Genomic DNA, 20,146 nt, shown 5'->3' on the forward strand with positions numbered 1-20,146 from the left:
GTCATCGGTGAGCGCGAGGGGTTACGCTGCCAATCAGTTGCCCGGCAGCTTCACCAGCGTGCGGTAACTCAGCGGGGCGACGCCGGCATCCATGCGAACCTTGAACACCGCGCCGTCGACCGTGAAGCCCTGCTGCTGCTCCAGATACGGCGAGCTGTTCCCGTCCAGATACGCCACTTCGATGGTGTCGAACTGGTTCGGATCGGCGGTCATGTAGCTGGTCGTCTTGCTCTGATCGTCGAGACGCGCATCCGCGATAACTTCGGTCAGACCGCGAACCGGGTTGGGTACGCGCGCCTCGGCCATCGCCGGGTCGAACTCGGCGGCATAGAGCGCACGGGTCGTGGACTCCATCGACACCGGCGTCAGGTGATACTTGGGTCGGATGTTCAGCGTCGCGTTGCCTTCCTTCTGCGTCGCCATCATCGTCTTGGCCTGGTCGATGCGAGCGATGGAGAGCGCACCCGCTGTCAGCTGGTTACCGCGATCGGCGCTGAACAGCTTCTTGTTGTCGCCCATCGTCGGGTTGGAGCCCAGCAACGCATAGACCAGATCGCCGACGGTACGGATTGCGGCGCGGCCCATCATGCGCGGGATACGCTGCAGCGCCGACAGGTCGTCGTTGATGATTGCCTGACGGGTGATGCTCAGCAGTTCACCGTAGGTGGCCAGCATGATCTGCTCGCCGCGATCACCGACGCTGGCGTATTTGTATTCGGCGCCCTCGCGCACCTTGCGCAGCGACGGGAAGGTGGTCAGGTCGACACGCTGCATCGGACGGAAGTCCGGCAGGCTGCCCTGGGCGGTCCATTTCTGGAACGTCTCCTCGGCCTCGTCGTAGCCCTTGAGCATCTGACGACGTGCCACATCCGCCAACAGGTGGCCGAAGTCGCTCGAGGTGTGCGTGAACGCTGCGCCGGCAATCGACATGCGGTCGCCGCCGAGGCTGGCAATACCCACGCCACGCTCGGTCAGAGAGGCGCGCGCCATTTCCATCAGCGTCATGCCGGCATAGGCGTTGTCTTTCTCCAACGCGTCCAGCTGAACACGTGCCGCGATGGCGTTGCGGATGCCGTCGCCGACGATGTTGCCGTTGCCGGCATGCACGCCGTGATCGGTACGTGGCGGCGCAGTCGGCTCGGTACTGGCACCGAGCTTAGCCAGCAGTTGCTCGCGCGCGGCCTCGGCGTTGATGCTCATGTCATCCAGCAACGTGTCGCGCAGGGCGTTGTGCTGCGGGAAAGCCTGGAACACGGCCCTAACCGCGTCGCGGCGAGCGCGTTCCTGCTCCTGGAACTGCTGCATGGTCGGTGCCGGCTGACTGCCACCCTGCGGCTGGCCACTGGCTGGCGCGCCACCTTGCGGCTGGCCCCCGTCACCTTGGCCACCAGAGGGCGAACCACCCTGCGGCTGAGCGCCTTGAGGCTGACCGCCAGCGGGTTGACCACCTTGCGGCTGGCCACCTTGAGCGCGCGGCGCCAGTAGATTTTTCAATGCGTCGGGCATGTGCTCGAACTCCTGCAGTCGTTTCGATTTGAGCGATGCCGCCATGGCCAGCGGCTCCACCAGTTGATCGGCGAAGCCGTGCTCCACCGCTTCGGGACCGGATAACCAGGTTTCGGCCGCAAGCCAGCTGCGGATCTCGTCTTCGGTCTTTCCGGTCTTCTTCGTGTACGCCGTCAACAGCGTGGTCTCGACCTTGTCGAGCAGTTCCGCGTAACGGCGCATGTCGTCGGAATTGCCGCCCTGGATGCCCCACGGTTTGTGGATCATGATCATGGCGTTTTCGGGGATGTAGACGGTGTTCCCCACCATCGCGATGACCGAGGCCATCGACGCCGCCAACCCGTCGATATAGACGTTGATCGTCGCGGGGTGATTGGCGAGCAGGTTATAGATCGCCATGCCTTCAAAGACGTCACCGCCAGGACTATGGATGTGCAGGTTGATGGTCTGCACCTCGCCCATGGCCTTGAGATCCTGCGAGAACTGCTTGGCGGTCACGCCCCAGGCACCAATCTCGTCATAGATAGCGATCTCGGCGACGCCCTGGGCGACGGCGCGGATCATGTACCAGGTCTGATTCCCTACCTGATCAATCGCCGTTGTCGTTGCCGCCATCGCCATCGGTCTGGCGAAGCTGCCGGTTACGATCGCGGGCAGTGTCAGGCTTGGTGTTGCCGTACTGGTCTGCACCGTTCTTGCCTCCGTAGTTCTCGTGATAGGCGTCGGAGCTGAACACCAGCCCCTTTTCGCGATTCTCCGCGATCTCGTCTTCGCGGCTCTGTTTCAGCTCCTGCGGGTTACGCCCGCGGGCTCGCGCCACTTCGCTCTCGTCGGCAAAGCCCGCCGAAACCAGTTGCTCCCACGCATCCGCTTCGCGGCCGGGATCGATCCACGGCATGACCGGACCGAGATAGAAAGCGTTGTAGAGCGTGCTGCGGTCGAGATCTGACGGCAGCGTGACTCGGCCGCTGGCCACCGCCATATCGACAAAGCTGCGATAGACCCGCCGCGACCACTGATCACGGAACTGACCTTGCAGCAGGTCGTAACCCAGCTGAGCCTCGACAAGTTCCTGACGCTGAGCGCTGTAGGTTCCGTTGTAGTCTCGGTTCGCCGTGGAGTACCCCATCCTCGTACCAGCGGCGACTGCCCGCACCATCGCGCCCCGGAACCCATCCAACAGCGCGCTGGGTCGGTTCGACTGGATCGTGCCGACATCCTCGCCAGGCATGAGGCCGTCGAACACCATGCCGGGCGCAATCGGGATCGTGCGCGCCCCCGTTGAGGGAACACCACCCTGCTGCTGGCTTTGATCTTTTTGATTAAGGCCGTATTCGTGCGGGTCGCCCTTCTTGATATACATCGTCATCGCCGCCGCGATGCGTGCCGCGACGCGCTCGCTCTCTTCGTAGTCCTTGAGATCCGCCAGACGCTGGATCACCGCATGAAGAACCGAGATTCCACGGGACTGCTGCAGGCGCTTGCGATGCGCCAGGTGAATCATGTTCTCCGCCGGCACTCGTTTGGTCGACAGCGAAAACGCCTTCATGTCGCCGGGGTGCTGCTTGTAGACGTGATACGCCCGGACGCGGCGCCAGGCATTACGCTCGATGCCAGCGAAGATTCCCTGGCCGGGATCGTCGAAGTGGATCGGCATGAAATCCGCTTCGAGGCATTCCAGCGCGTAGGGCACGTCTGTCAGGTGGTCGTAGAACGGCACGCGGCCGCGCAACTCCTGCGCCAGCACTTCACCGTCGCGCAGCCAGCTACGCACGACCAGTCGTTCCATCTCCGGGCGCGTCATCTCGCCGGTGGTTTCGGGCCTGAGCGACCACGCCGCCCACTCGGCCTTGAGCTGCTTGGCCAGTTCTCGATGCCGCTTGCCGTCCAGCGTGAGCGGAATCGGCTCGACGCCCATGCCGTCAGCCCCGACGATGCGTTCCTCGAGACGGTCAAAGATGCCCGTGACCAGGTCGTGGTTTTCATCCAACCAGCGGGCCTGCTCGCGCAGCGAGCGTCCGCCGATCTGCGCCGTCATGTCGCCACTCAGCACCGAACCCTTGGCCTTGTTCGTGCGGGTTCTGTCGGCGGCTTCGTAGGCGTTGAACATCTGCCTCGCTGCCGCGCGACGCGCGCCCCACTGAGGCGCCACAGCAGCAATCGCACGTTCGAATCGGTTACTCATCGACGAACCTCGCGAAGCTAAAGACGCCGCCACCGCGCCCTCTGAGTTGCTGAACGCGGCGCTCCCAATACTCCCGCCCCTTTCGGATCTCGGCGAGATTGGCCATGGTCAGCGTGCGGCCGTTCTTCGAGAACGACTGGCCTTGCAGCACCGCCATTTCGGCTTCGATGTAGAAGCCGACCATGTCTTGAGCTTGCTGGACTGGGGTCATACCCACGCCCCTCCTGGAGTCTGTAGCCAGCCACCACCATCCCCACCAGGCGGTGGTGCAGCGGGTGGTGTCGGTGGTGTGTCGTCGTCATCCGGTGCAACGGCAACCGGGCCATCGAGATCGAATCCGAAACGCTCCTGCGAGATCCGCAACGCGGCCAGCGCCAGCACCGCACAGTCGAGACCTTCGTTACGCCGCCCGCCTGAATCCCAGCGATAGACGGCACGGCCCTGGACGATCTTTCGAACCTTGATCTCGGCGGTGATTTGCTTGACCTCGTCGCTGTCACAGATGGCGTCGTTCGCCGGCAGGTGAATGCAGCCAGGGACCGGCTCACCGGCATTGGGTTGGATCTGTAGGCGATTGAAGATCAGTTCCTTGGCGTTATCCGTTCCGATCTCGGTCAGGAAAACGCCCTTGCTGTTGCGCTTGCGCGGGAAGTTCTGGATCGGCTTGCCGTAGACGTTTGCGCCCCTGGTGGGGATCGCCCACTGAATACCGTGGCGCTTCGATGCCTTGTAGACCTCGTCGGTGTAGTGACCACCGGAGTCCCAGCACCACCGCACGACCGTCATGCGCGAGCCATCCGCCCGGGCGTAGATCTTGTGCATCCGCTCGCCGACCTTGCGCAGAAGCTCGGCGCCAGCCGGGTCGCCGTAAATGATCCAGCGGTCGATGAGCCAGGATTCTTCCTGCGCGCCGTAGGCATAGACGCGACCTTCGTAACGGTCGTCCTGCGTATCGATGCCACCGAACAGCCCCACCGCCCGGTCGGGCACTTCGGGGAATACCTCACGGCGGTTATGGAGGATTTCCCAGTCGAGTTTCTGCCCGGCAGTGTCGTCCCACGTCTCGCCCAGCGTCGTGTTGACGAACGTTTTGAGCTTGATCGGGTCGCCCTTGGCGTTCAGAAAGTCGTAGACGATCTGAGTCCAAGTGGTCAGCGGGCTGTAAGCGGTCCAGATGTAGAACGACACCGCGCGAGGCGTGGCGATTGGCTCGTCGTTGACGTTGAACCACTCGATCCCGTCGCGGGTCCAGGAGCCCGTTTCATCGCAGACATAGCGGCCCTGGCCGATATGGAATTCGCGCGACTCGTCGTGCAGTTCGTGCTGACGGATCACGCATGCGTTGTGCTCGCACTGGTAGTGCGCGGTATCCGGCTTACCCTGGTCCCACTTGATGCCGTATCCCGACTCTTTGTCGCCCCACTTCAACACCTGCTCTTCGCCACAGTGCGGGCACGGGACGTGGAAACGCAGCCGTACCGGCGCTTCGGCGGCGGCTTGTTCCATCATGCACTGGCCGGCGATCTTGAGCGTCGAGCCACGAATAGACTTGCGGTAGGTGGCACCTTCCAGGCGCTTGTCGCCCAGACTGGTCGGCGTCCCCTCTTTCTCGATGTCACGGTCGAAACCGGCCAGCTCGTCGTAGATAACGACGTCCGCCGAGATCTCGCGATAATTTCGAGCCGCCTTACCACCGTGACAGATCAGCTGCTTGCCGTTGGCGAACACCTTGGCCGAGATCGTGTTATCACGGTGTTTCTTGCCGTACCACGGCGCCAGCGCGCGCACCGCACCCACGTCGCGAATCATCGTCTCGACGTGGGTTTTCATGAAACGGTCACGGTCGTCGTCCGTTGGCGAGAACGTCAGACAGTTGCGCTTCTTGTGCTCAGCGAAGTACCCCAGCGCCGCCAGCAGCATCTTGGTGTAACCGAGGCGGGCCGACTTGGCGACGTTGACCACTTCGATCTGGTCGTTCGTCATCGCGTTGAGAATCGCGCGCTGAAACGGCAGCGTCTGCCAGCGGCCCTCGTGGTAGCTCGATTCCGACGACAGGTAGAAATTCTCGTCAGCCCACTCGACGCCTGTCACGGGCGGCGGTTTGTAGAGCGCAGCCAGGCCGGCGCGCACGCTCTTGGCGAACTCGTCGACCTGTTCAGGTGTTGGCGTCGATGTACTCATCCAGGAATTCCGGCAGGCGTTGGTCGAGCCCCGCCGCCAGGTTCCGCGCCTTGCTCAGTTCCCGCGCGAGCGTTTCCAAGTGGCGCACCTCCAGGTCGGGGTGCTTCCGCTTCATCGTCGATGCCAGCGTGTCGAGTATCGTCGCGATCTCGGCGCCCGTTCGGGACAGCGCAAAGATGGCGAATTCGGCCGGCACGGACTGACGCGCAGCAATGGCGTTTTTCTGCTCCTGCCCCTCTGCCTGAGCGGCAGTCAGCCGTCGACGCTCAACCGCCAACTTGTATTCGATGAACGGGTCGATTTCCTCGTCGCCATCGGTTGGCTTTGGTTGGTGCTTTTCGGCCTGATGCGCTAGCCGCCTTTCGACCACGGCGGCGCAGTCGAAATAGACCGACCGCCCGACCTTGGCCACCGGCTCGACGCCCCATTTATCGAAGGCTTGCGTAGAAATCCGCAGGCTCTTGGCCATGTCGGTTTTGTTCAGCCAGCCGGGGTGAAGCTGGGTCGGCTTATTCCCCTTCGACATAACAACAACCTCGGCTCAGGAAATTTTCGTATGTAGCCAAATTCCGAGATGCTTTGCCCCCGTACTACGGGTAGGGGGTGGGGGAGGACCCAAGCCAAAAAATGCACCGAATCGGTGCATCAATCGGCCTCGCCAGCGATCGGCGAAAGCTGGGCCGCCACCGCCGCCCGATCGGCGTTCGCTCGGCGTCTCAACGACTCATAGTCAGCGAGCAGGTCGAGCACGCCGCGCCCCTTAGTCGCCTGCAGGCTGGGCGCTGGCAGCGGATCAGTCAGATACGACGGCATCACCGGGCACATCAGCATCGGCGGCGGGATCTTCGTTGGGGAGGCGCCGCACCCAGTCAGCAATGCCATCAGGCATAGGCCGATCCAGCCATTCCGACTCCTCGCCATCGCTGCTCTCCATCGTTTCCAGTTCCGATCGTCGTGCCTCGATCCAGTCGGCCGCAGCATCCAGCGCATCCTGCCGATCATCGAGCGCCCGGATGGCCGACTCGAACTGTGTGCGTTGCCAATCTGCTGTCGTCATTGCCGCTTCCGCCGCTTCCTCCGCCGCCGTCTGCCGAACCTCGGCAAGATCGGCGCGGCTCGATTGACCGTCATAGGCAAGCCACCCCACCAATGCCATGACGCCGACTAGCCCCCAAGGCAGGGCGCGACCCGCAAAAAACGAGCCCATCACTCAACCCCCATGAGACAAAGCGAACGCTCTTCGGCCCGGCGTGTCACCAGTCCACGCAGGCGCTTCCCGCCCGCATAAACCCATCGCGGCAGCTGATTACACGCGCCCACAATATCGCCAGCGTTCAGCGTCTTAAGAAGCGTCGAACCGGCAAAAGCACCACGCCCTACGTTGAAAACGAACGAGCCCAGCGCAGCCCGGGTCGTTTCAGGAATTTCCACCTCGGTCAGCTCATCGACCGCATTCAGCGCCTGACCTAAATCGGAACGCAAAAACGCTTCGCACTGTTCCGGCGTTGCTGTCATGCCGGCCGTGATGCTGCCGGTGTGGCCCGTGCAGATCGTCCAGATGCCCGCAGCATCCTGGTAGCTCTGCATCTCCGTACCTTCGAACCACGGCACGATCAGCAGCATGATGCCCATTGCGCCACCGGCGATGGCGCCGCCGAGCTTCTTAGTCAGGCGCACCGTCACCCCCTCGCCGCGATCGCCGGCGCTCGTCGAGGTACTTGATGACATCGAACGACAGGCGCGCCACGACCAAAACCACCCCGGCAATGCTGACGAGATCAGCGGTAACGACCTGTACGCCACCAAACTGAAACAGCGGCATATTGAGTAGCGTCATGGCATCGCCTGGCGACGGCATGACGCCGACGCCTGCAGCCTTGGCGCTAGACGACAATGCCGTTACGCCACTGCCACCGCCGTACGCGATCACGCGACCAGTATCGACTTTCATTCGCCACTCCGAATTTCGGGCACAAAAAAGGCCCAGCCGGTGAGGGCTGAGCCAAACAAGGAATCATGCAGGTGGACCCGGTGTGCGCCGCATGCACAGCAACACACCATGACCGCAACGATATAGCTAACTGTCACGCTTTGCAACAACGATCATCAAAAAGAGACATCGGAGACAGGTCGTTTTTCGCTTCGACCCCCAATAACGGACACTCCTAACGGTTAAATCCGGGCGATCCTAGACGGCACCGCGCCACCACTGGGCGGCATGGTTGTCGGCTCCTGACGTCTGTCTCGGTATTGTCTCGGTCAGAATGGTGGAAATTCCGCGTTCGAAAAGCCATTGGTGATAGCGGCTCAAAGCCTCTTCCGCTTGGCGTTCCACGTACGTATGGATATAGGTTCGATCGAGATCCGATAGCGCATGATTCAGCAGCAGCTCGGAAACCAGGTAGTCGACGCCCAGATCCGCCCACGCCGTCCGCGCCAACTTCCGCAGATCGTGGGACGTCCACTCCCCTGCAGCGATATCGTTCACCCACTCATGCGCCGCCGACTTGCCGATCGGCTTGCCTTGCGAGCCCGGGAACAGATAGACACCCCGATACCCCCGCGATAGCTGCCACTCCCGGTATCGCTTCAACAGCGTCAGCGCGACGTCGGTCAGCGGCAGGCGATGCTCCCGCCGCGATTTCACATGCTCGGCGGGGATCGTCCAACGCCGGTCGGTCGATAGATCCACATGCCGCCACTTCGCCAGGCGCGTTTCCGAGATGCGCGTCCCGAAGAGCAGCACCAGCAACAGCAGAACGCACACCTCGACACGCCCAGCACCGATAGACGGCAGGATCTCCGGCAAATGATCAGCGCGCAGGCGACCCGGCTTCGGCTTCGCTCGAGCATCCAGGAAGTCAGACAGCCTCACGTCCGATACCGGATTGCTCGCGATCTGCCCCACCTTCGACGCCTGCTTGAACGCCACCTTCAGCACCGACAGCACCTGGCGAATCGTCGACACGGCATAGCGGGCCTGCATCGGCCACACCAGATGATCGTCGAGATCCGAAGGCGCCAGGTCATCCAGGGCGAAAGCCCCCAGGGCAGGCAACAGATGCCGATTGATCGCGACGCGGAATTGCGACTTACGACTGGCAGAGAGCTGCCGGTTCTTCTCGGAGCGATCCCGGAACCACACCAGCAGATCTCCCACCGTCTGCCAGCTCGTCGCACCCACCGGCGACGTCGGGTCGACCGCCAGCCTCGCCTGAATATCCGGCAGTTGGGCAATTACCGCCCGACTCGCCAGATCCGGCCAGGCGCCGATTTTCCGCCAGTGATCGGCACCGCCCGCAAAGCGCACTACGAACCATGACGCCCGCGTGCGAGCCTGGTTGAACCGCACGCGCAGGGGGTAGCGCGGGTCGCGCAGCTGGCGAATAGCAGGGTTGGCCATGTGCCGGCGAATGACGGCATCGGAGAGATTGACGACCAGTGTCGCCGGGGAATGATCGGGCATCGGCTGAACTCCGGGCAGCAGCGGCCCGCGCAGCCGCGACAGTGCGGCCGCGAGCCGATGCGATAGCGTTAAAGCGTTATGGCGTTACGTTTCGGAAGGGGTTGAGCGGCGCCACTCCCGCTCACGAACACGGTCATTCAGCGACTCGATGGCACGCTCAATATCGAGCCTGGCATGCTCGTTATAGGAATTGGCATAGGGGCCGCGCTGCAGATGGTCCAGACGATCCAGGCAGATCGCCAGCAGCGCCTCGAGGCTCACGCCGTTGACACCATGATCGGCGGGGTTGCCCTGCTGGAACTGGACGTGACACAACACCCCAGCGCCGGACGTGACGACGTATTGGCTCTGATCGCCACCCGGCCCGTACGGGCCTTGCGCGGTGATTTGGATATTCATGTCGGCCCGACCGGGCTCGATGTGGTGCCGTGTCACTTGCCTGACGGTATTCATGAGGAAACCTCTTGTCGGTTCTCCCGGCGGGCGCATTGCCGTGCGCGATTCCGCCAGCACTTGCTGGATCATTGCATCGGGGAAAGCCCGCTTGTCAGCGGGACGGCATGTCGGGACCAGCGACATAACGCCTGCAGGCTCTCCCCGATGGCCAGTAGCTTCGCCCTACTGGCATAGCGTCATATCGTTACAGCGTTACACTCACGACCCGAGCGGCGCCGAACTGCGCCACCACCCGTTCGAATGCCTCGGCTTCGGTGGCCAGCGTCGACGACACCATCGAGAATGACTTGATCTCGCCGGTATCGGCATCCACCACCTCGACGCGAAATACCCGGTTGCCGCTCATCGCTCGACACGCCTCTCGACTTCGTCCCGCCCCCAGGCCAACCGACGGCGATAGGTCCGAACGGACACCTTGAGCAATGCCGCCTTTGCCGCCTGATCCGTCCGGTGCGGGTTATACGGGCGGTGCCCGTGGCGCTCGCAGACTCCCGCATGCGCCGCGTTATATTCCAGACGCAGCACGTCGGCCGCCAGCGTCTCTTCCAACGCGATCGCCAGTACCGCCGCCTCGACCCGCTCCTCGATAGGGAACGCCGACGCACACACCACGTCCGCGCAAATCCCACTCGGCACGATCTGACCCTTGCCGTCCATCCACCTGGCCAGCACCGAACGCGGCGCGGCATGGTGGTTGCCCTGCTCGAGCCAGAGCGCCCAGGCATCAAGCAGATCATCGATCCGGGTTCGTGCGCGTCGCGCCATCGTCAGGCCTCGATGATCTCGATCGGGTACAGCGCCTCTACCTGCCGCTTTTTCAGCTTGTACGTGTCGGCGCGGTGGCCTTTCACGTCCACCCATGCCACCGACCCGTCGGCCAGGAATTCCACGAAATCGATCACGTACTTGACGCCACCGGGCAGCTCGATCGGCACCTGGCGCAAGAACATCGCCACTTCGCCGGACTGCTGCCGCGCCTGGAGCTGCAGGTAGTACGTCGCCTCTTTCTTCGAGTCGAACGCGATACCCGCCACCGTCGTGCGCTTGTTGCCGAACTTGCTGCCGCCCTTGCCCAGTGCTTGCTCGAGCGTCGGCGGCCGTTTCATCCGATGCCTAACCACGGGAGATCCCCGCGAGCCATCGGTTCATATCGTTCAACAGCGCCAGGTATCGATTCCGGGCCGCGCGATCGGTATCGAATTCCGAACGGCTCTCGACACCGCACAGCTCGCGCATCGCTTGAGCGGCCGACGCATCATCATCGACACGCCGCCCAAGTCTATGCGTGACATAGTCACGGAAAGCGGCTTGCCGGCAGACTCTCGCTGCGCCGCGCGAATATCGGAATGCCATCAGGCCACCCCTGTCGGCCGCTTTGCCGCTGCCTGCAAAACCATCTCCGACAGCGCTTCGGTCGCATCCAAGTAATGCCGGCTGCCGCCCTCGGTATCCGTCACCATTTGATCGAGGCGACGAATCACCACACGATCGCTGGGCATCCCCTCGACGTGCCAGATCTCGCCACCCATATCGCGGATCGCCCGCGCCTCCTCTTCCGTCAGGACATGAGTGAAGACAGCGCCCGAAAACTTGGTCCCGCGCATGTCTTGCGCCAGCTCGCGCGTACGCCGAGCGCGGGTAATTTCATCGCGCACGTCTGTCGGCTCCGGGGAGCAGATGCCATGCCGCACCAGTCGGCGCGGGCCGCCGGCCATCCGCATACCAGCCTCGACGATCGCCAGCCCCATGTTGTCGCGGCGAGCCATCGTCGACCCCGCCAGCCCGATAAAAATCATTGCTCGGCTTCCCTGATTCTCGCCGCGCGCACGGCGCGTAGTTGTTGATGCAGCACATCCGGATGGAAACCGGCCTGCTGCTCCACCGCCCGCGTGACGGCCTGCGTCATTTCATCGGGCGTAACGTTCGTCGCAATCCAGCGGCGGTAATAGCGCGCATACGCCTCGCCATTGGCCTGCGCCGTCGGCACGCCCAACTCGTCCTGCATCCAGGCCGACCACTCCGCCAACGTCGTGAACAGCAGCGGCGGCGGTGCTTCGGCGGCCGCGGGCCACGTCACGACGGCGGTCGTAATCACCACGAACTCCCCGTCATCCTCGAGCGTGACCAGGTCGAATTCCGCCAGCGCCTGCACGAACTCCAGCGCCACGTCCTCCGGTGCCTCCAGCAGCAGAGCCAGCGCGCTATAGACGTATTTCCGCCGGCAGCTATCGCCCGATGGCGATGACGCCAGATCCTCCAGCAACAGCAACAGCCGCGCGTAACCGATCAACGCAAAGCGCTCGATTACCTGCTCGACCTTGGGCCGCGATGAAAACCCGATAGGGAAGAGAAAAGCGTTCATACGCCCGCCCTCGCCGCGTGTCTGGCCTTTTCCCGCGCGCGCTGAATCGGCTGGTAGATACCGCACCAGTCGACGGCGCCGCCGCTTTTTTGGATGATGTTTTCGGCCGACTGCTGACGGGGCGCGCGTTCTGCGTAGTACCAGCTGCGCACCGTCCGGGGAGTCTCTTCCAGAAGCTTTGCAGCCGACTTGATTCCGCCGACGTCGTCGACCCACTCGTTCATTGTCACGAATAGGGTTCCGCTGTCACGATTTGTGACAGACTAGAACGCAAGAGGCCCACGGCGCAAGGCTTTTCATATCGCCATTGCCACGTTTTGTGTAAACTGTCACGGAAACGAACGGCGGCCGCCGCATTTCAAAGGGATTATTCGATGTCCGACACCACCGAAGTCATCGCCGAACGATTGGCAACGCTGCGGCGCGAACACGGCATGACCCAAGACGAATTCTCCCGTTTCCTGCATATCCCGCGCGGACGCTACGCCAACTGGGAAGTGGGCCTGCGCTCTCCCAAGCTGGACGACATCGCCACGATGGCCGACCGTCTCAATGTGCCGCCGCAATGGATCGTCGGCTGGACCAACGACAAGTCGAACGCGGCCATCGGCGGCATCAGCTACGTCAGGGCCGATCGCGCCAGCGTCCCGACCGACAACGGCACTGTCAGGATCACCAACCCTTCGTCACTATCGGCCCTCAGCTCCGACTATCTCGAGCGCCACGGCCTCAACGCCTCCCAGGTGCTGGCCATCATCGTCGACGACGAAGAGATGCGGGACGTTTGCAAGCAGGGCGACGAAGTCGTCATCGACCGGAATCACCGTACGCCCGGAAATCATCGGGATCTCTTCGGGATATTGCTCGACGGCCATGCCGCCGTACGCTGGATACGCCACAACCTCGACGGCACATATTCGATCTTTTCCGAAAAGGACCAGAGCCCGCCGCCGATCACCGCCGAAAAGCTCAGCGCGCTGACAATACTGGGGCGCGTCATCCGCATCGCTGCCGACCGCTAACCCAAGCAAAAAAGCACGGCTTCGGTCGTGTTTTTTTTCGTCTCGACTTGACACAAAATGTGGCAAGGTAAAACATAACGTGACAACGCATCGGAGCGCACCATGTCCCCCAACATCACACAGCCGTCGATCCTCAGCCTGATCCACGTGTCGGAAAATCAGGAACTCAACCTGGTCAAGACGACGCGCTCGTTCAGCACCAGCATGCACCAGAGCGCCGCCGTGGCCGATGGCCTCGAAGCGATGATGTCGCGCTACGTCGACGACGGCGAACACAACGAAGACATGCTGCGCTCGATCCAGTGCGGTTCCGCCCTGCTCGCCGATCGGCTGCGCGAGCAGGCCAAGGCGCTGGATGAACTGAGCGGGCGTCTCGCCGCTGCCCAAGCCGAGGCGCGCAGCCATGAATGATCCGCGGTTCATCGGTGAAGAGGTCATCGGCCAGCCCGGGCAGAATCTCACCCCCGACGAGCTCGCGCTGCTGGTATGGCAGGCCGACGGGCGCACCCCGAGCGAGATCGAACAAGGGCTGGGCTTCGATCGGTTCACCGTCCGCCAGCTGGAAGCCAGCGCCCGCGCCAAGCTCGGCGGCAAGACCAAGGCTCACACCTTGTCGCGTGCGTTCATTTTCGAAGTGCTGGCACCCCGCGCGCTCTGCCTGCTGCTCTGCATCTTCTCGATCAACGCCTACCACGCCGACGGCGCCCAGCGAGCACCGAAGCGCTCACGCGCGCCAATCACCGCAATGAGCGGTGGCCGCGTAGCCAAGAGCAAGCGCAGCGATGGCCCCTTGCCGGATGTCGCCGCGATACTGGCGATTCAGGCCGCATGACATGCCCATCTATCTGCCCACCCGTCGACACTGCCGCTGCCGCGTATGCGGCGCCCGGCAGACCAAGCCGAAAGCGCCGGACGAATACGTCATCGGTCCGGTCTGCACCCGCTGCGGGCGACGCAACACGCTTCGCATCGACAAATGGGCGGATAGCAAGCCATGGCGCCGGCATGTCTGCCGCTGCGACGGCTACCACTTCCCGCACCGCGAAGGCTCGCTGTGGTGCTACCACAACCCCGATTACCCGATGAATGAAGATCGGAGGCTATACGCATGAGCGCACCTGCAAACAACGGCAAGCCGTGGAGCGAAAGCGACCTGCAGGCGCTGGAAAAGCACTATCCGGATACCGCCAACGCCACCCTGGCGAATATCTTTCGGCGCTCAGAATCGAGCATCAAGAACACCGCTCAAATGCGCGGCCTGAAGAAATCCGACGCATTCATGGAAGCCAACCGTCCTGGCCAATTCAGGAAAGGCCAGCAGCCCTGGAACAAGGGAAAACACCATGTCGCCGGCGGTCGATCGGCGGAAACCCGATTCAAACCTGGCCAGCGCACCAATACCTGGAAGCCGATCGGCACCGAACGGGTCACCCCTGACGGCATTCTTCAGCGCAAGGTGAGCGACACCGGCTATACGCCCCGCGACTGGAAAGCCGTCCACGCGATCGTATGGGAAGAGAACAACGGTCCAATCCCGCCCGGCCACCTGGTGCGATTCAAGAATGGTAACCGGCGTGACTTCGACCCCGACAACCTTGAACTGGTCAGTCGCCGCGAGAACATGATCCGAAACTCACTGCACCGCTATCCCAAGGAGATCGTCCAGGTCATCCAACTGCGCGGCGCTATTACTCGCCAGATCAACAAACGGGAAAGAGCCGATGAAGAATCGAATTGAAGACCTTCGCAACCATCTCTTCGCCACCTTGGAAGCACTCCAGGACGAGGAAAAGCCGATGGAGATCGGACGCGCCAAAGCGATCAGCGATGTCGCACAGACGATCATCAATACCGCCAAGGTCGAGATCGACTTTATGGAAGCAACAGGCGCTGGCCCAGGGACCGACTTCATCCCCGGCGAAAAGGGTCGTCCCCCTCTGCCGGATAGCAGAGGAACACTTCCGAAAGCACCACGCAGGTAAAGGGCGACGGCAATCGCTACCCACTGGAGAACCGACACCATGAAAGCACTACTCGACGTATTCAACGAACGCCAGCGCCAGATCGACGCCGAGGGCTGGACCCCGGAACATGACGATAAGCACGACAAGGGCGAGCTGGCCGCAGATCGCGCCTGCTGGGCAATCTATTGGGCAACCGTCGCCGGCATCGTCATCTATCTCGCCGTTACCACATTCTGGAAGGGGGTGTGATATGGCCGGCAAACTATGGACCAAAAATGACACCAAAGCAGTCGCAACCCATTACCCGAAGGGTGGCGCGCGGGCAGTTGCCCCACACCTGGAGGTGCCGCACACCACGCGGGAAATTGGCAAGAAAGCGCGACACATGGGCATCCGAAAGGAAAAACCTTTTCAGCGTGGGGAAATTACCCCCGCATTGATGGACGCCCTAGAGCGGACCTATCGCGATGGCCGGCCGGATCTGACCGGAGTCGCGAAGCGGTTCAACGTCGATCGGCACTGGCTATCCTACGTCGCACAGACTCGCGGCATTGCCACCACCAAGAAGCGCTTCCAGTGGGGTAAAGAAGTCGACGACATCATTCGCCAGATGGAAGGAATCGGCCCCGATCGCGTCCATCGCCAGCTAAAAACCCTGGGCTACCGCTACCCGATTTCCGCGATTGCCAAGCGCCAGCAATACCTCAAGGTCAGCAGCGTTGACGAAAGTCGTTTCTCGGCCTGTCACGTCGCCGAGGCTTTCGGCGTCTCACGCAGCCGTGTCGAACGCTGGATCAAGACTGGCCACCTTGCGACGAGCAGAACAACCAGCTCGCGTGGGAACCCGCACGTAAACCCCACCGTGCCGATCAAAGCGCTACGTGATTTTGTCATGACCCACCCCAGCGAAATAGATCTGCGCCTGATCTCCCCAGCCTGGCAGATCTGGTTCATCGACATGCTGACCAATAAGGTCGCCGACACCGCCGTCGGGCCATCCATATCGCGCGCCGCCTGACGGCCTGGAGATCCCATGTTTTTCAAACACGCCATTCTCTACAAGGTTCACCAGGCCGCGATCGCCCTCGAGGAGCTGGAAGCCGCGCTGGCCGAATTCGCCTTTCGCCCGGTATCGCCCCGCGAAGCGCGCCGCGTAGGCTGGACGACGCCCGGCGGCCGCAGCAGCGAGGTTCTAGCCCACGCGATCAACGGCCATTACCTGCTCGCCATGCTGCGCCAGGAGCGGCTGCTGCCCGCCGCCGTGGTCAATGACGAGGTCGACGAGCGGTGCGCGGCACGCGAGCAGGCCGAAGGCCAGCCGGTCTCCCGCCGCGAAAAGCAGCTGATCAAGGAAGCCGTGCTCGAGGAGCTGCTGCCCCAGGCGTTCACCCGCACCCAGCGCGTGGAACTGTGGTGGGACACGCAGCGCGGCACCATCGCGATCAACGCCTCGAGCCGCAAGCGCGCCGAGGAAGTGCTCGACCTGCTGCGTCAGACACTCGGCTCGCTGAAAGTCACCCCGCTGGCCACCAAAACGCCAGCCGCCCGCGTCATGACCCAATGGCTCGCAGACCCCGGCACGCGGCCGCAATGGCTCACCCTGGGCGGCATTGTCGAGCTGCGCGCCGCCGAAGACGACGGCGTGTTCCGCGCCCGCCAGGTGGATCTCGACAGCGAAGAGGTCCAGCGGCTGGTCGAGAACGGCCGCCAGGCCACCCAGATGAGCATCGGCAACGAAAGCCGCGCACGCTTCGTGCTGACCGACGATCTCGCGATCAAGTCCATCGAATTCGACGACCAGGTCATCGAGCTGGCCAGCGCCGAAGAGGTCGAAGACCCGATCGCGAAGATGGAAGCCGACTTCGCGATCATGACAGACGTCTTCCGCGACGTGATCGCTCAGCTGGTCGACGCCCTCGGCGGCGAAGCCGACCCCGCAGAGCCCACCGCGATCGAAGCAGGCGCCGGCCAGCCCGTCAATGCAGCCGACGACCCCCTTATCGCCGATGCCCGGCAGTTCGTAGTCAGCGAGAAACGCGCATCGATCAGCGCCCTGCAGCGCCGCTTCAAGATCGGCTACAACCGCGCCGCCCGCTTGATCGAGGATCTCGAGCGCGCCGGCGTCGTTTCAGCGATGGACAACAGCGGCAAGCGGCGGGTGTTGGCCAGCGGGAGCGAAGCCACATGAAGCCATTTGACGATATGACCGACGAGCAGCGCGCCGACTGGGTCGACACGATCGCAAACCAGGGCATCGGGGAGATGAACTGTAAATCGGACACCGGAGCCGACGACGAAGCCATCGCCGAGCTGATGCTGGCCAACGATTACGACCGCTGCGTGCGCTGTGATTGGTGGGAGGAAGTCGCTTTTACCCAACCGATCAATGGCGAGTGCGTTTGCAATGACTGCATGGAAGATGGCGAGGGGGAAGAGTGACCACCCGCGTCCAGCCCCTGCTCGACTGGCTCAAGGTGGCCACCCGGCAGGATATTCGTGCCACCGGCACAACGCGCTCGTATCTGCGTCTGATCGCCTATGGCCATAAGCGCGCCTCGCTCGAGGTCGCTGTGAGAACTGAGACGGCATCGGGCGCGCGCGTCACCCGCAAGCAACTCCGCCCGAATGACTGGCACATCATGTGGCCAGAGCTGGCCCGGCCCGATTTCAACCAGGAGGCACAACCATGACCACCATCACCCCTGAAACCATCGAGCGAAACAAGGATGGCATGTGGAGCCATTCCGCGTGGAACGCGCTGTTCGGCGATCGCGAAGGCATCACCCAGGATGAACTCGACGAGTGGTCCGATACCCACCAGCTCACCGTCGCCTGCCACACAATCGAGGACGAGCCGGATAGCCGCCTTTCCGCTCAGCTCGAAGCCAACGAGTCTATCGATCTCAACGAATGGCCGTTACAACCGCCCAGCGACGACGAAGGCTGGTTCCTGCTGGCCATCTCCGATACCGAAGATGGCCCGGTGCAGACCTGGGCGCGACCGACCTGGTCGGATTTTCCAGAAAGCGACGTTACGGACGCGACAACTCACGCCCTGCCCTGCCCGTTCTGCGGCGGCCCACCAGTAATCTATTCCAGGCTCGACGAGCCCGTCGACCCCAATTACGCCATGGGCGGCCACATGGATCATGAATTCGTCGTGAGCTGCCATGAGTGCGGCGCCGAGGGGCAGAAGGTGACGCACTATAACCAGCACGACATGCCCGTACCGTGGCCGGAATCACCAGCTGATATAGCTCGCCGCGCCGTCGAACTATGGAACCGGCGGGACGATCGGCACGCTGACCTATACGAGCCCGAGCACGCCGCAATCGAGCAAATCGTCGAGCCCTATATCGACATCGATAACCGCGAACCGCTGCCGCCGATGTAGTCATCCCGTGACAATGTCACGAATACGGGCGCCGCAATGGCGCCCGTCGCTACTCTACCAATCCCCTGAATTAGACCACTGCCCTGCCGATGTTCTCCCCGCGGGTTGCATTGACGCTCATCGGCCCCGGGGCTAATGTCCGTCCGTCGTCGCAAAATCGGCGACCAGGTTTGGAAGCCTGAATAGCAGCCAGCGCACGCCCCAGGGCGCGGCGCCGACCGCGCACGCCCGTTATGGCGGGTCGTGCGCGGGGCGCCACGGCGCGCCGGGGTTCTGGTTGCTCCCGGTCTTCCAACCTGCGTACGGCTCGCCCCCAGCGTTTGGAAGCGCTCGGCGGCCACTTCACCGCAACCAGGACCGACCCCATGCCCAGCACTCCGAACCATCCGGCCCAGGCCGTAAGATCGCTACCGCTGCAGGTGCGCCAACGCATCCACCTGCAAAGCCAGCAGGCCGTCGCCATGGCCAACGGCGTCGATGCCCTCGCCCAGCGTGCTTTCGATAGCGGCGAAGCGAGCTACGAACAGCTCCAGCATATTGCTCTGCTCTCCGCGATGATGGCCGAACACGTCCGCCAGCTATCGTCCCACTGCGCCGAACTCGCCTCCCCTGCCGCCAACGACTGACCGCCAATCCTGCCCGGCCATGGATGGCCGCATCACCCCGCCAATCGTAACGCTGTAACGCTTGCGTTATATGACGAAATACCGCTTGATCCCCGAACGAACCGCGCATAGACTGGAATCGAAAGCGTAACGCTGTAACGCTGGCGTTATGTGACGCTCTCCAACTCTCACGACAGGAAAGCCACCATGGGAAACATCATCGGCGTCGTCAGCCAGAAAGGCGGACCAGGAAAAAGCACCATCGCCCGCGCGATCGCGACATCGTTTGCCGCTCACGACTGGAACGTGAAAATCGCGGACATGGACACCAAGCAGTCGTCGACCGTCGGCTGGCTAAAGCGCCGCCTGGATAACAGCATCAAGCCGGAGGTCGCGGTCGAATCGTTCGGCAGCGTGTCCCGGGCGCTCAGGGTCGCCGATCAGTACGACCTGCTGGTGTTCGACGCAGCACCGCACGCCAGCGAAGCAACGGTAGAGATCGCCCAGGCGGCGGATCTGGTCGTGATCCCCACCAGCCTGGCGCTCGACGATCTCGAGCCGGCCGTGATCCTTGCCGCGACGCTCGTCCAGAAAAACGGCATTCCGCTGGAGAAGATCGCCATCGCGCTGTCGAAGTGCGGCGACAGCCAGGCCGAGCTGCGCGACGTCCGCGCCTATCTCGGCGAAACCCCGTACCTGATACTCGACGGCCAGATCCCCGAGAAGACGTCACTTCGCCAGGCGCAGGACATCGGCCAGTCGATCACCGAATCCCAGCACGCCGGGCCGCGCGCGAAAGCCGACCAGGTCATCCAAGCGATCATCGACCGATTCGAAAAGCTCACCGCGTAACGCTATAACGCAAGCGTCATAGAACGCCATGACGCGATAACGCAAAGGAGATAGGGCAATGGCAGGACCGAGCAAGAAACCCGCACGACGAAAGGGCGCACCGCCCACGCTGGACGAAACGCCAGCGGTCACCAGCAACACCAGCCAGCCCGC

The 20,146-nt window shown here is 62.8% G+C and carries 30 protein-coding genes; 14 read left to right on the forward strand and 16 right to left on the reverse strand.

Annotated elements, in window-relative coordinates:
- Positions 1-33 precede the first annotated feature (33 nt).
- The 16 genes from DOM32_RS15845 to DOM32_RS15915 form a co-directional block, all read right to left on the reverse strand.
- Complete coding sequence (locus tag DOM32_RS15845) at positions 34-2,196, reverse strand: ClpP-like prohead protease/major capsid protein fusion protein (RefSeq protein ID WP_208625399.1); 2,163 nt, start codon at positions 2,194-2,196, stop codon at positions 34-36.
- Entirely contained in the window at positions 2,096-3,691 is a 1,596-nt protein-coding gene (locus DOM32_RS15850; RefSeq protein WP_110636253.1) for a phage portal protein, read from the reverse strand. The genes DOM32_RS15845 and DOM32_RS15850 overlap by 101 nt, the downstream gene beginning before the upstream one ends.
- Positions 3,684-3,902: a hypothetical protein gene (locus tag DOM32_RS15855; protein ID WP_110636256.1), complete on the reverse strand. Its 219-nt coding sequence runs from the start codon at positions 3,900-3,902 to the stop codon at positions 3,684-3,686. Before DOM32_RS15855 ends, DOM32_RS15850 begins: the two co-directional genes overlap by 8 nt.
- Positions 3,899-5,872 (reverse strand): phage terminase large subunit family protein, encoded by a 1,974-nt coding sequence (locus DOM32_RS15860; RefSeq protein WP_110636259.1) that lies wholly within the window; start codon positions 5,870-5,872, stop codon positions 3,899-3,901. Before DOM32_RS15860 ends, DOM32_RS15855 begins: the two co-directional genes overlap by 4 nt.
- Positions 5,847-6,341 (reverse strand): terminase small subunit, encoded by a 495-nt coding sequence (locus tag DOM32_RS15865; RefSeq protein WP_110636335.1) that lies wholly within the window; start codon positions 6,339-6,341, stop codon positions 5,847-5,849. Before DOM32_RS15865 ends, DOM32_RS15860 begins: the two co-directional genes overlap by 26 nt.
- Positions 6,342-6,665: 324 nt before the next feature.
- Positions 6,666-7,028, reverse strand: a complete 363-nt coding sequence (locus DOM32_RS15870) for a hypothetical protein (protein WP_157957097.1) — start codon at positions 7,026-7,028, stop codon at positions 6,666-6,668.
- Between the two features lie 50 nt (positions 7,029-7,078).
- Positions 7,079-7,549 (reverse strand): lysozyme, encoded by a 471-nt coding sequence (locus DOM32_RS15875; RefSeq protein WP_110636265.1) that lies wholly within the window; start codon positions 7,547-7,549, stop codon positions 7,079-7,081.
- Positions 7,536-7,823: a hypothetical protein gene (locus DOM32_RS15880; protein WP_110636270.1), complete on the reverse strand. Its 288-nt coding sequence runs from the start codon at positions 7,821-7,823 to the stop codon at positions 7,536-7,538. Before DOM32_RS15880 ends, DOM32_RS15875 begins: the two co-directional genes overlap by 14 nt.
- A gap of 237 nt (positions 7,824-8,060) precedes the next feature.
- Positions 8,061-9,338 carry a tyrosine-type recombinase/integrase gene (locus DOM32_RS15885; protein WP_110636273.1) on the reverse strand — a complete coding sequence of 426 codons (1,278 nt, stop codon included), beginning with the start codon at positions 9,336-9,338 and terminating at the stop codon, positions 8,061-8,063.
- A gap of 84 nt (positions 9,339-9,422) precedes the next feature.
- Positions 9,423-9,917, reverse strand: a complete 495-nt coding sequence (locus tag DOM32_RS15890; RefSeq protein ID WP_157957098.1) for a hypothetical protein — start codon at positions 9,915-9,917, stop codon at positions 9,423-9,425.
- Positions 9,918-9,978: 61 nt separating this feature from the next.
- On the reverse strand, positions 9,979-10,140 hold the full coding sequence (locus DOM32_RS17820; protein WP_157957099.1) for a hypothetical protein: 162 nt from the start codon (positions 10,138-10,140) through the stop codon (positions 9,979-9,981).
- Complete coding sequence (locus DOM32_RS15895) at positions 10,137-10,559, reverse strand: hypothetical protein (protein ID WP_110636278.1); 423 nt, start codon at positions 10,557-10,559, stop codon at positions 10,137-10,139. The genes DOM32_RS17820 and DOM32_RS15895 overlap by 4 nt, the downstream gene beginning before the upstream one ends.
- Positions 10,560-10,561: 2 nt before the next feature.
- Positions 10,562-10,900 (reverse strand): DUF1064 domain-containing protein, encoded by a 339-nt coding sequence (locus DOM32_RS15900; protein WP_110636281.1) that lies wholly within the window; start codon positions 10,898-10,900, stop codon positions 10,562-10,564.
- Between the two features lie 246 nt (positions 10,901-11,146).
- Entirely contained in the window at positions 11,147-11,590 is a 444-nt protein-coding gene (locus DOM32_RS15905; protein WP_110636283.1) for a hypothetical protein, read from the reverse strand.
- Complete coding sequence (locus tag DOM32_RS15910; protein ID WP_110636286.1) at positions 11,587-12,156, reverse strand: hypothetical protein; 570 nt, start codon at positions 12,154-12,156, stop codon at positions 11,587-11,589. The genes DOM32_RS15905 and DOM32_RS15910 overlap by 4 nt, the downstream gene beginning before the upstream one ends.
- The gene (locus DOM32_RS15915) at positions 12,153-12,386 is read right to left on the reverse strand and encodes a hypothetical protein (RefSeq protein WP_157957100.1); all 234 of its coding nucleotides are present in this window, start codon (positions 12,384-12,386) and stop codon (positions 12,153-12,155) included. The genes DOM32_RS15910 and DOM32_RS15915 overlap by 4 nt, the downstream gene beginning before the upstream one ends.
- 144 nt (positions 12,387-12,530) lie before the next feature.
- On the opposite strand from DOM32_RS15915, the gene DOM32_RS15920 reads away from it, so the two are divergent.
- From DOM32_RS15920 to DOM32_RS15985, 14 genes are all read left to right on the forward strand, one after another.
- Positions 12,531-13,178 (forward strand): XRE family transcriptional regulator, encoded by a 648-nt coding sequence (locus DOM32_RS15920; RefSeq protein WP_110636293.1) that lies wholly within the window; start codon positions 12,531-12,533, stop codon positions 13,176-13,178.
- 102 nt (positions 13,179-13,280) lie between these two features.
- A complete protein-coding gene (locus DOM32_RS15925) occupies positions 13,281-13,589 on the forward strand; it encodes a hypothetical protein (protein WP_110636296.1) in 309 nt (102 codons plus the stop codon).
- The gene (locus tag DOM32_RS15930) at positions 13,582-14,010 is read left to right on the forward strand and encodes a helix-turn-helix transcriptional regulator (protein WP_110636299.1); all 429 of its coding nucleotides are present in this window, start codon (positions 13,582-13,584) and stop codon (positions 14,008-14,010) included. The genes DOM32_RS15925 and DOM32_RS15930 overlap by 8 nt, the downstream gene beginning before the upstream one ends.
- A 1-nt stretch (position 14,011) precedes the next feature.
- The gene (locus tag DOM32_RS15935) at positions 14,012-14,290 is read left to right on the forward strand and encodes a hypothetical protein (RefSeq protein WP_110636302.1); all 279 of its coding nucleotides are present in this window, start codon (positions 14,012-14,014) and stop codon (positions 14,288-14,290) included.
- Positions 14,287-14,916 (forward strand): HNH endonuclease signature motif containing protein, encoded by a 630-nt coding sequence (locus tag DOM32_RS15940; protein WP_110636305.1) that lies wholly within the window; start codon positions 14,287-14,289, stop codon positions 14,914-14,916. The genes DOM32_RS15935 and DOM32_RS15940 overlap by 4 nt, the downstream gene beginning before the upstream one ends.
- Positions 14,900-15,160 carry a hypothetical protein gene (locus tag DOM32_RS15945; RefSeq protein ID WP_110636308.1) on the forward strand — a complete coding sequence of 87 codons (261 nt, stop codon included), beginning with the start codon at positions 14,900-14,902 and terminating at the stop codon, positions 15,158-15,160. The genes DOM32_RS15940 and DOM32_RS15945 overlap by 17 nt, the downstream gene beginning before the upstream one ends.
- 39 nt (positions 15,161-15,199) lie before the next feature.
- The gene (locus DOM32_RS15950; RefSeq protein ID WP_110636311.1) at positions 15,200-15,391 is read left to right on the forward strand and encodes a hypothetical protein; all 192 of its coding nucleotides are present in this window, start codon (positions 15,200-15,202) and stop codon (positions 15,389-15,391) included.
- A 1-nt stretch (position 15,392) separates the two neighbouring features.
- Positions 15,393-16,160 (forward strand): hypothetical protein, encoded by a 768-nt coding sequence (locus DOM32_RS15955; RefSeq protein WP_157957101.1) that lies wholly within the window; start codon positions 15,393-15,395, stop codon positions 16,158-16,160.
- Positions 16,161-16,175: 15 nt separating this feature from the next.
- Positions 16,176-17,330: a recombination-associated protein RdgC gene (gene rdgC, locus DOM32_RS15960; protein ID WP_157957102.1), complete on the forward strand. Its 1,155-nt coding sequence runs from the start codon at positions 16,176-16,178 to the stop codon at positions 17,328-17,330.
- Positions 17,327-17,581, forward strand: coding sequence for a GAT domain-containing protein (locus DOM32_RS15965; protein WP_110636316.1), 255 nt, complete (start codon positions 17,327-17,329; stop codon positions 17,579-17,581). The genes rdgC and DOM32_RS15965 overlap by 4 nt, the downstream gene beginning before the upstream one ends.
- The gene (locus tag DOM32_RS15970) at positions 17,578-17,832 is read left to right on the forward strand and encodes a helix-turn-helix domain-containing protein (RefSeq protein ID WP_110636319.1); all 255 of its coding nucleotides are present in this window, start codon (positions 17,578-17,580) and stop codon (positions 17,830-17,832) included. Before DOM32_RS15965 ends, DOM32_RS15970 begins: the two co-directional genes overlap by 4 nt.
- The gene (locus tag DOM32_RS15975; protein WP_110636322.1) at positions 17,829-18,536 is read left to right on the forward strand and encodes a Lar family restriction alleviation protein; all 708 of its coding nucleotides are present in this window, start codon (positions 17,829-17,831) and stop codon (positions 18,534-18,536) included. Before DOM32_RS15970 ends, DOM32_RS15975 begins: the two co-directional genes overlap by 4 nt.
- A 365-nt stretch (positions 18,537-18,901) precedes the next feature.
- Positions 18,902-19,162 (forward strand): hypothetical protein, encoded by a 261-nt coding sequence (locus tag DOM32_RS15980; RefSeq protein ID WP_110636325.1) that lies wholly within the window; start codon positions 18,902-18,904, stop codon positions 19,160-19,162.
- A 186-nt stretch (positions 19,163-19,348) separates the two neighbouring features.
- The gene (locus DOM32_RS15985; protein ID WP_110636328.1) at positions 19,349-19,993 is read left to right on the forward strand and encodes a ParA family protein; all 645 of its coding nucleotides are present in this window, start codon (positions 19,349-19,351) and stop codon (positions 19,991-19,993) included.
- The last annotated feature ends 153 nt before the right edge of the window (positions 19,994-20,146 follow it).

Source organism: Salinicola salarius, from assembly GCF_003206135.1.
GTDB lineage: Bacteria > Pseudomonadota > Gammaproteobacteria > Pseudomonadales > Halomonadaceae > Salinicola > Salinicola salarius.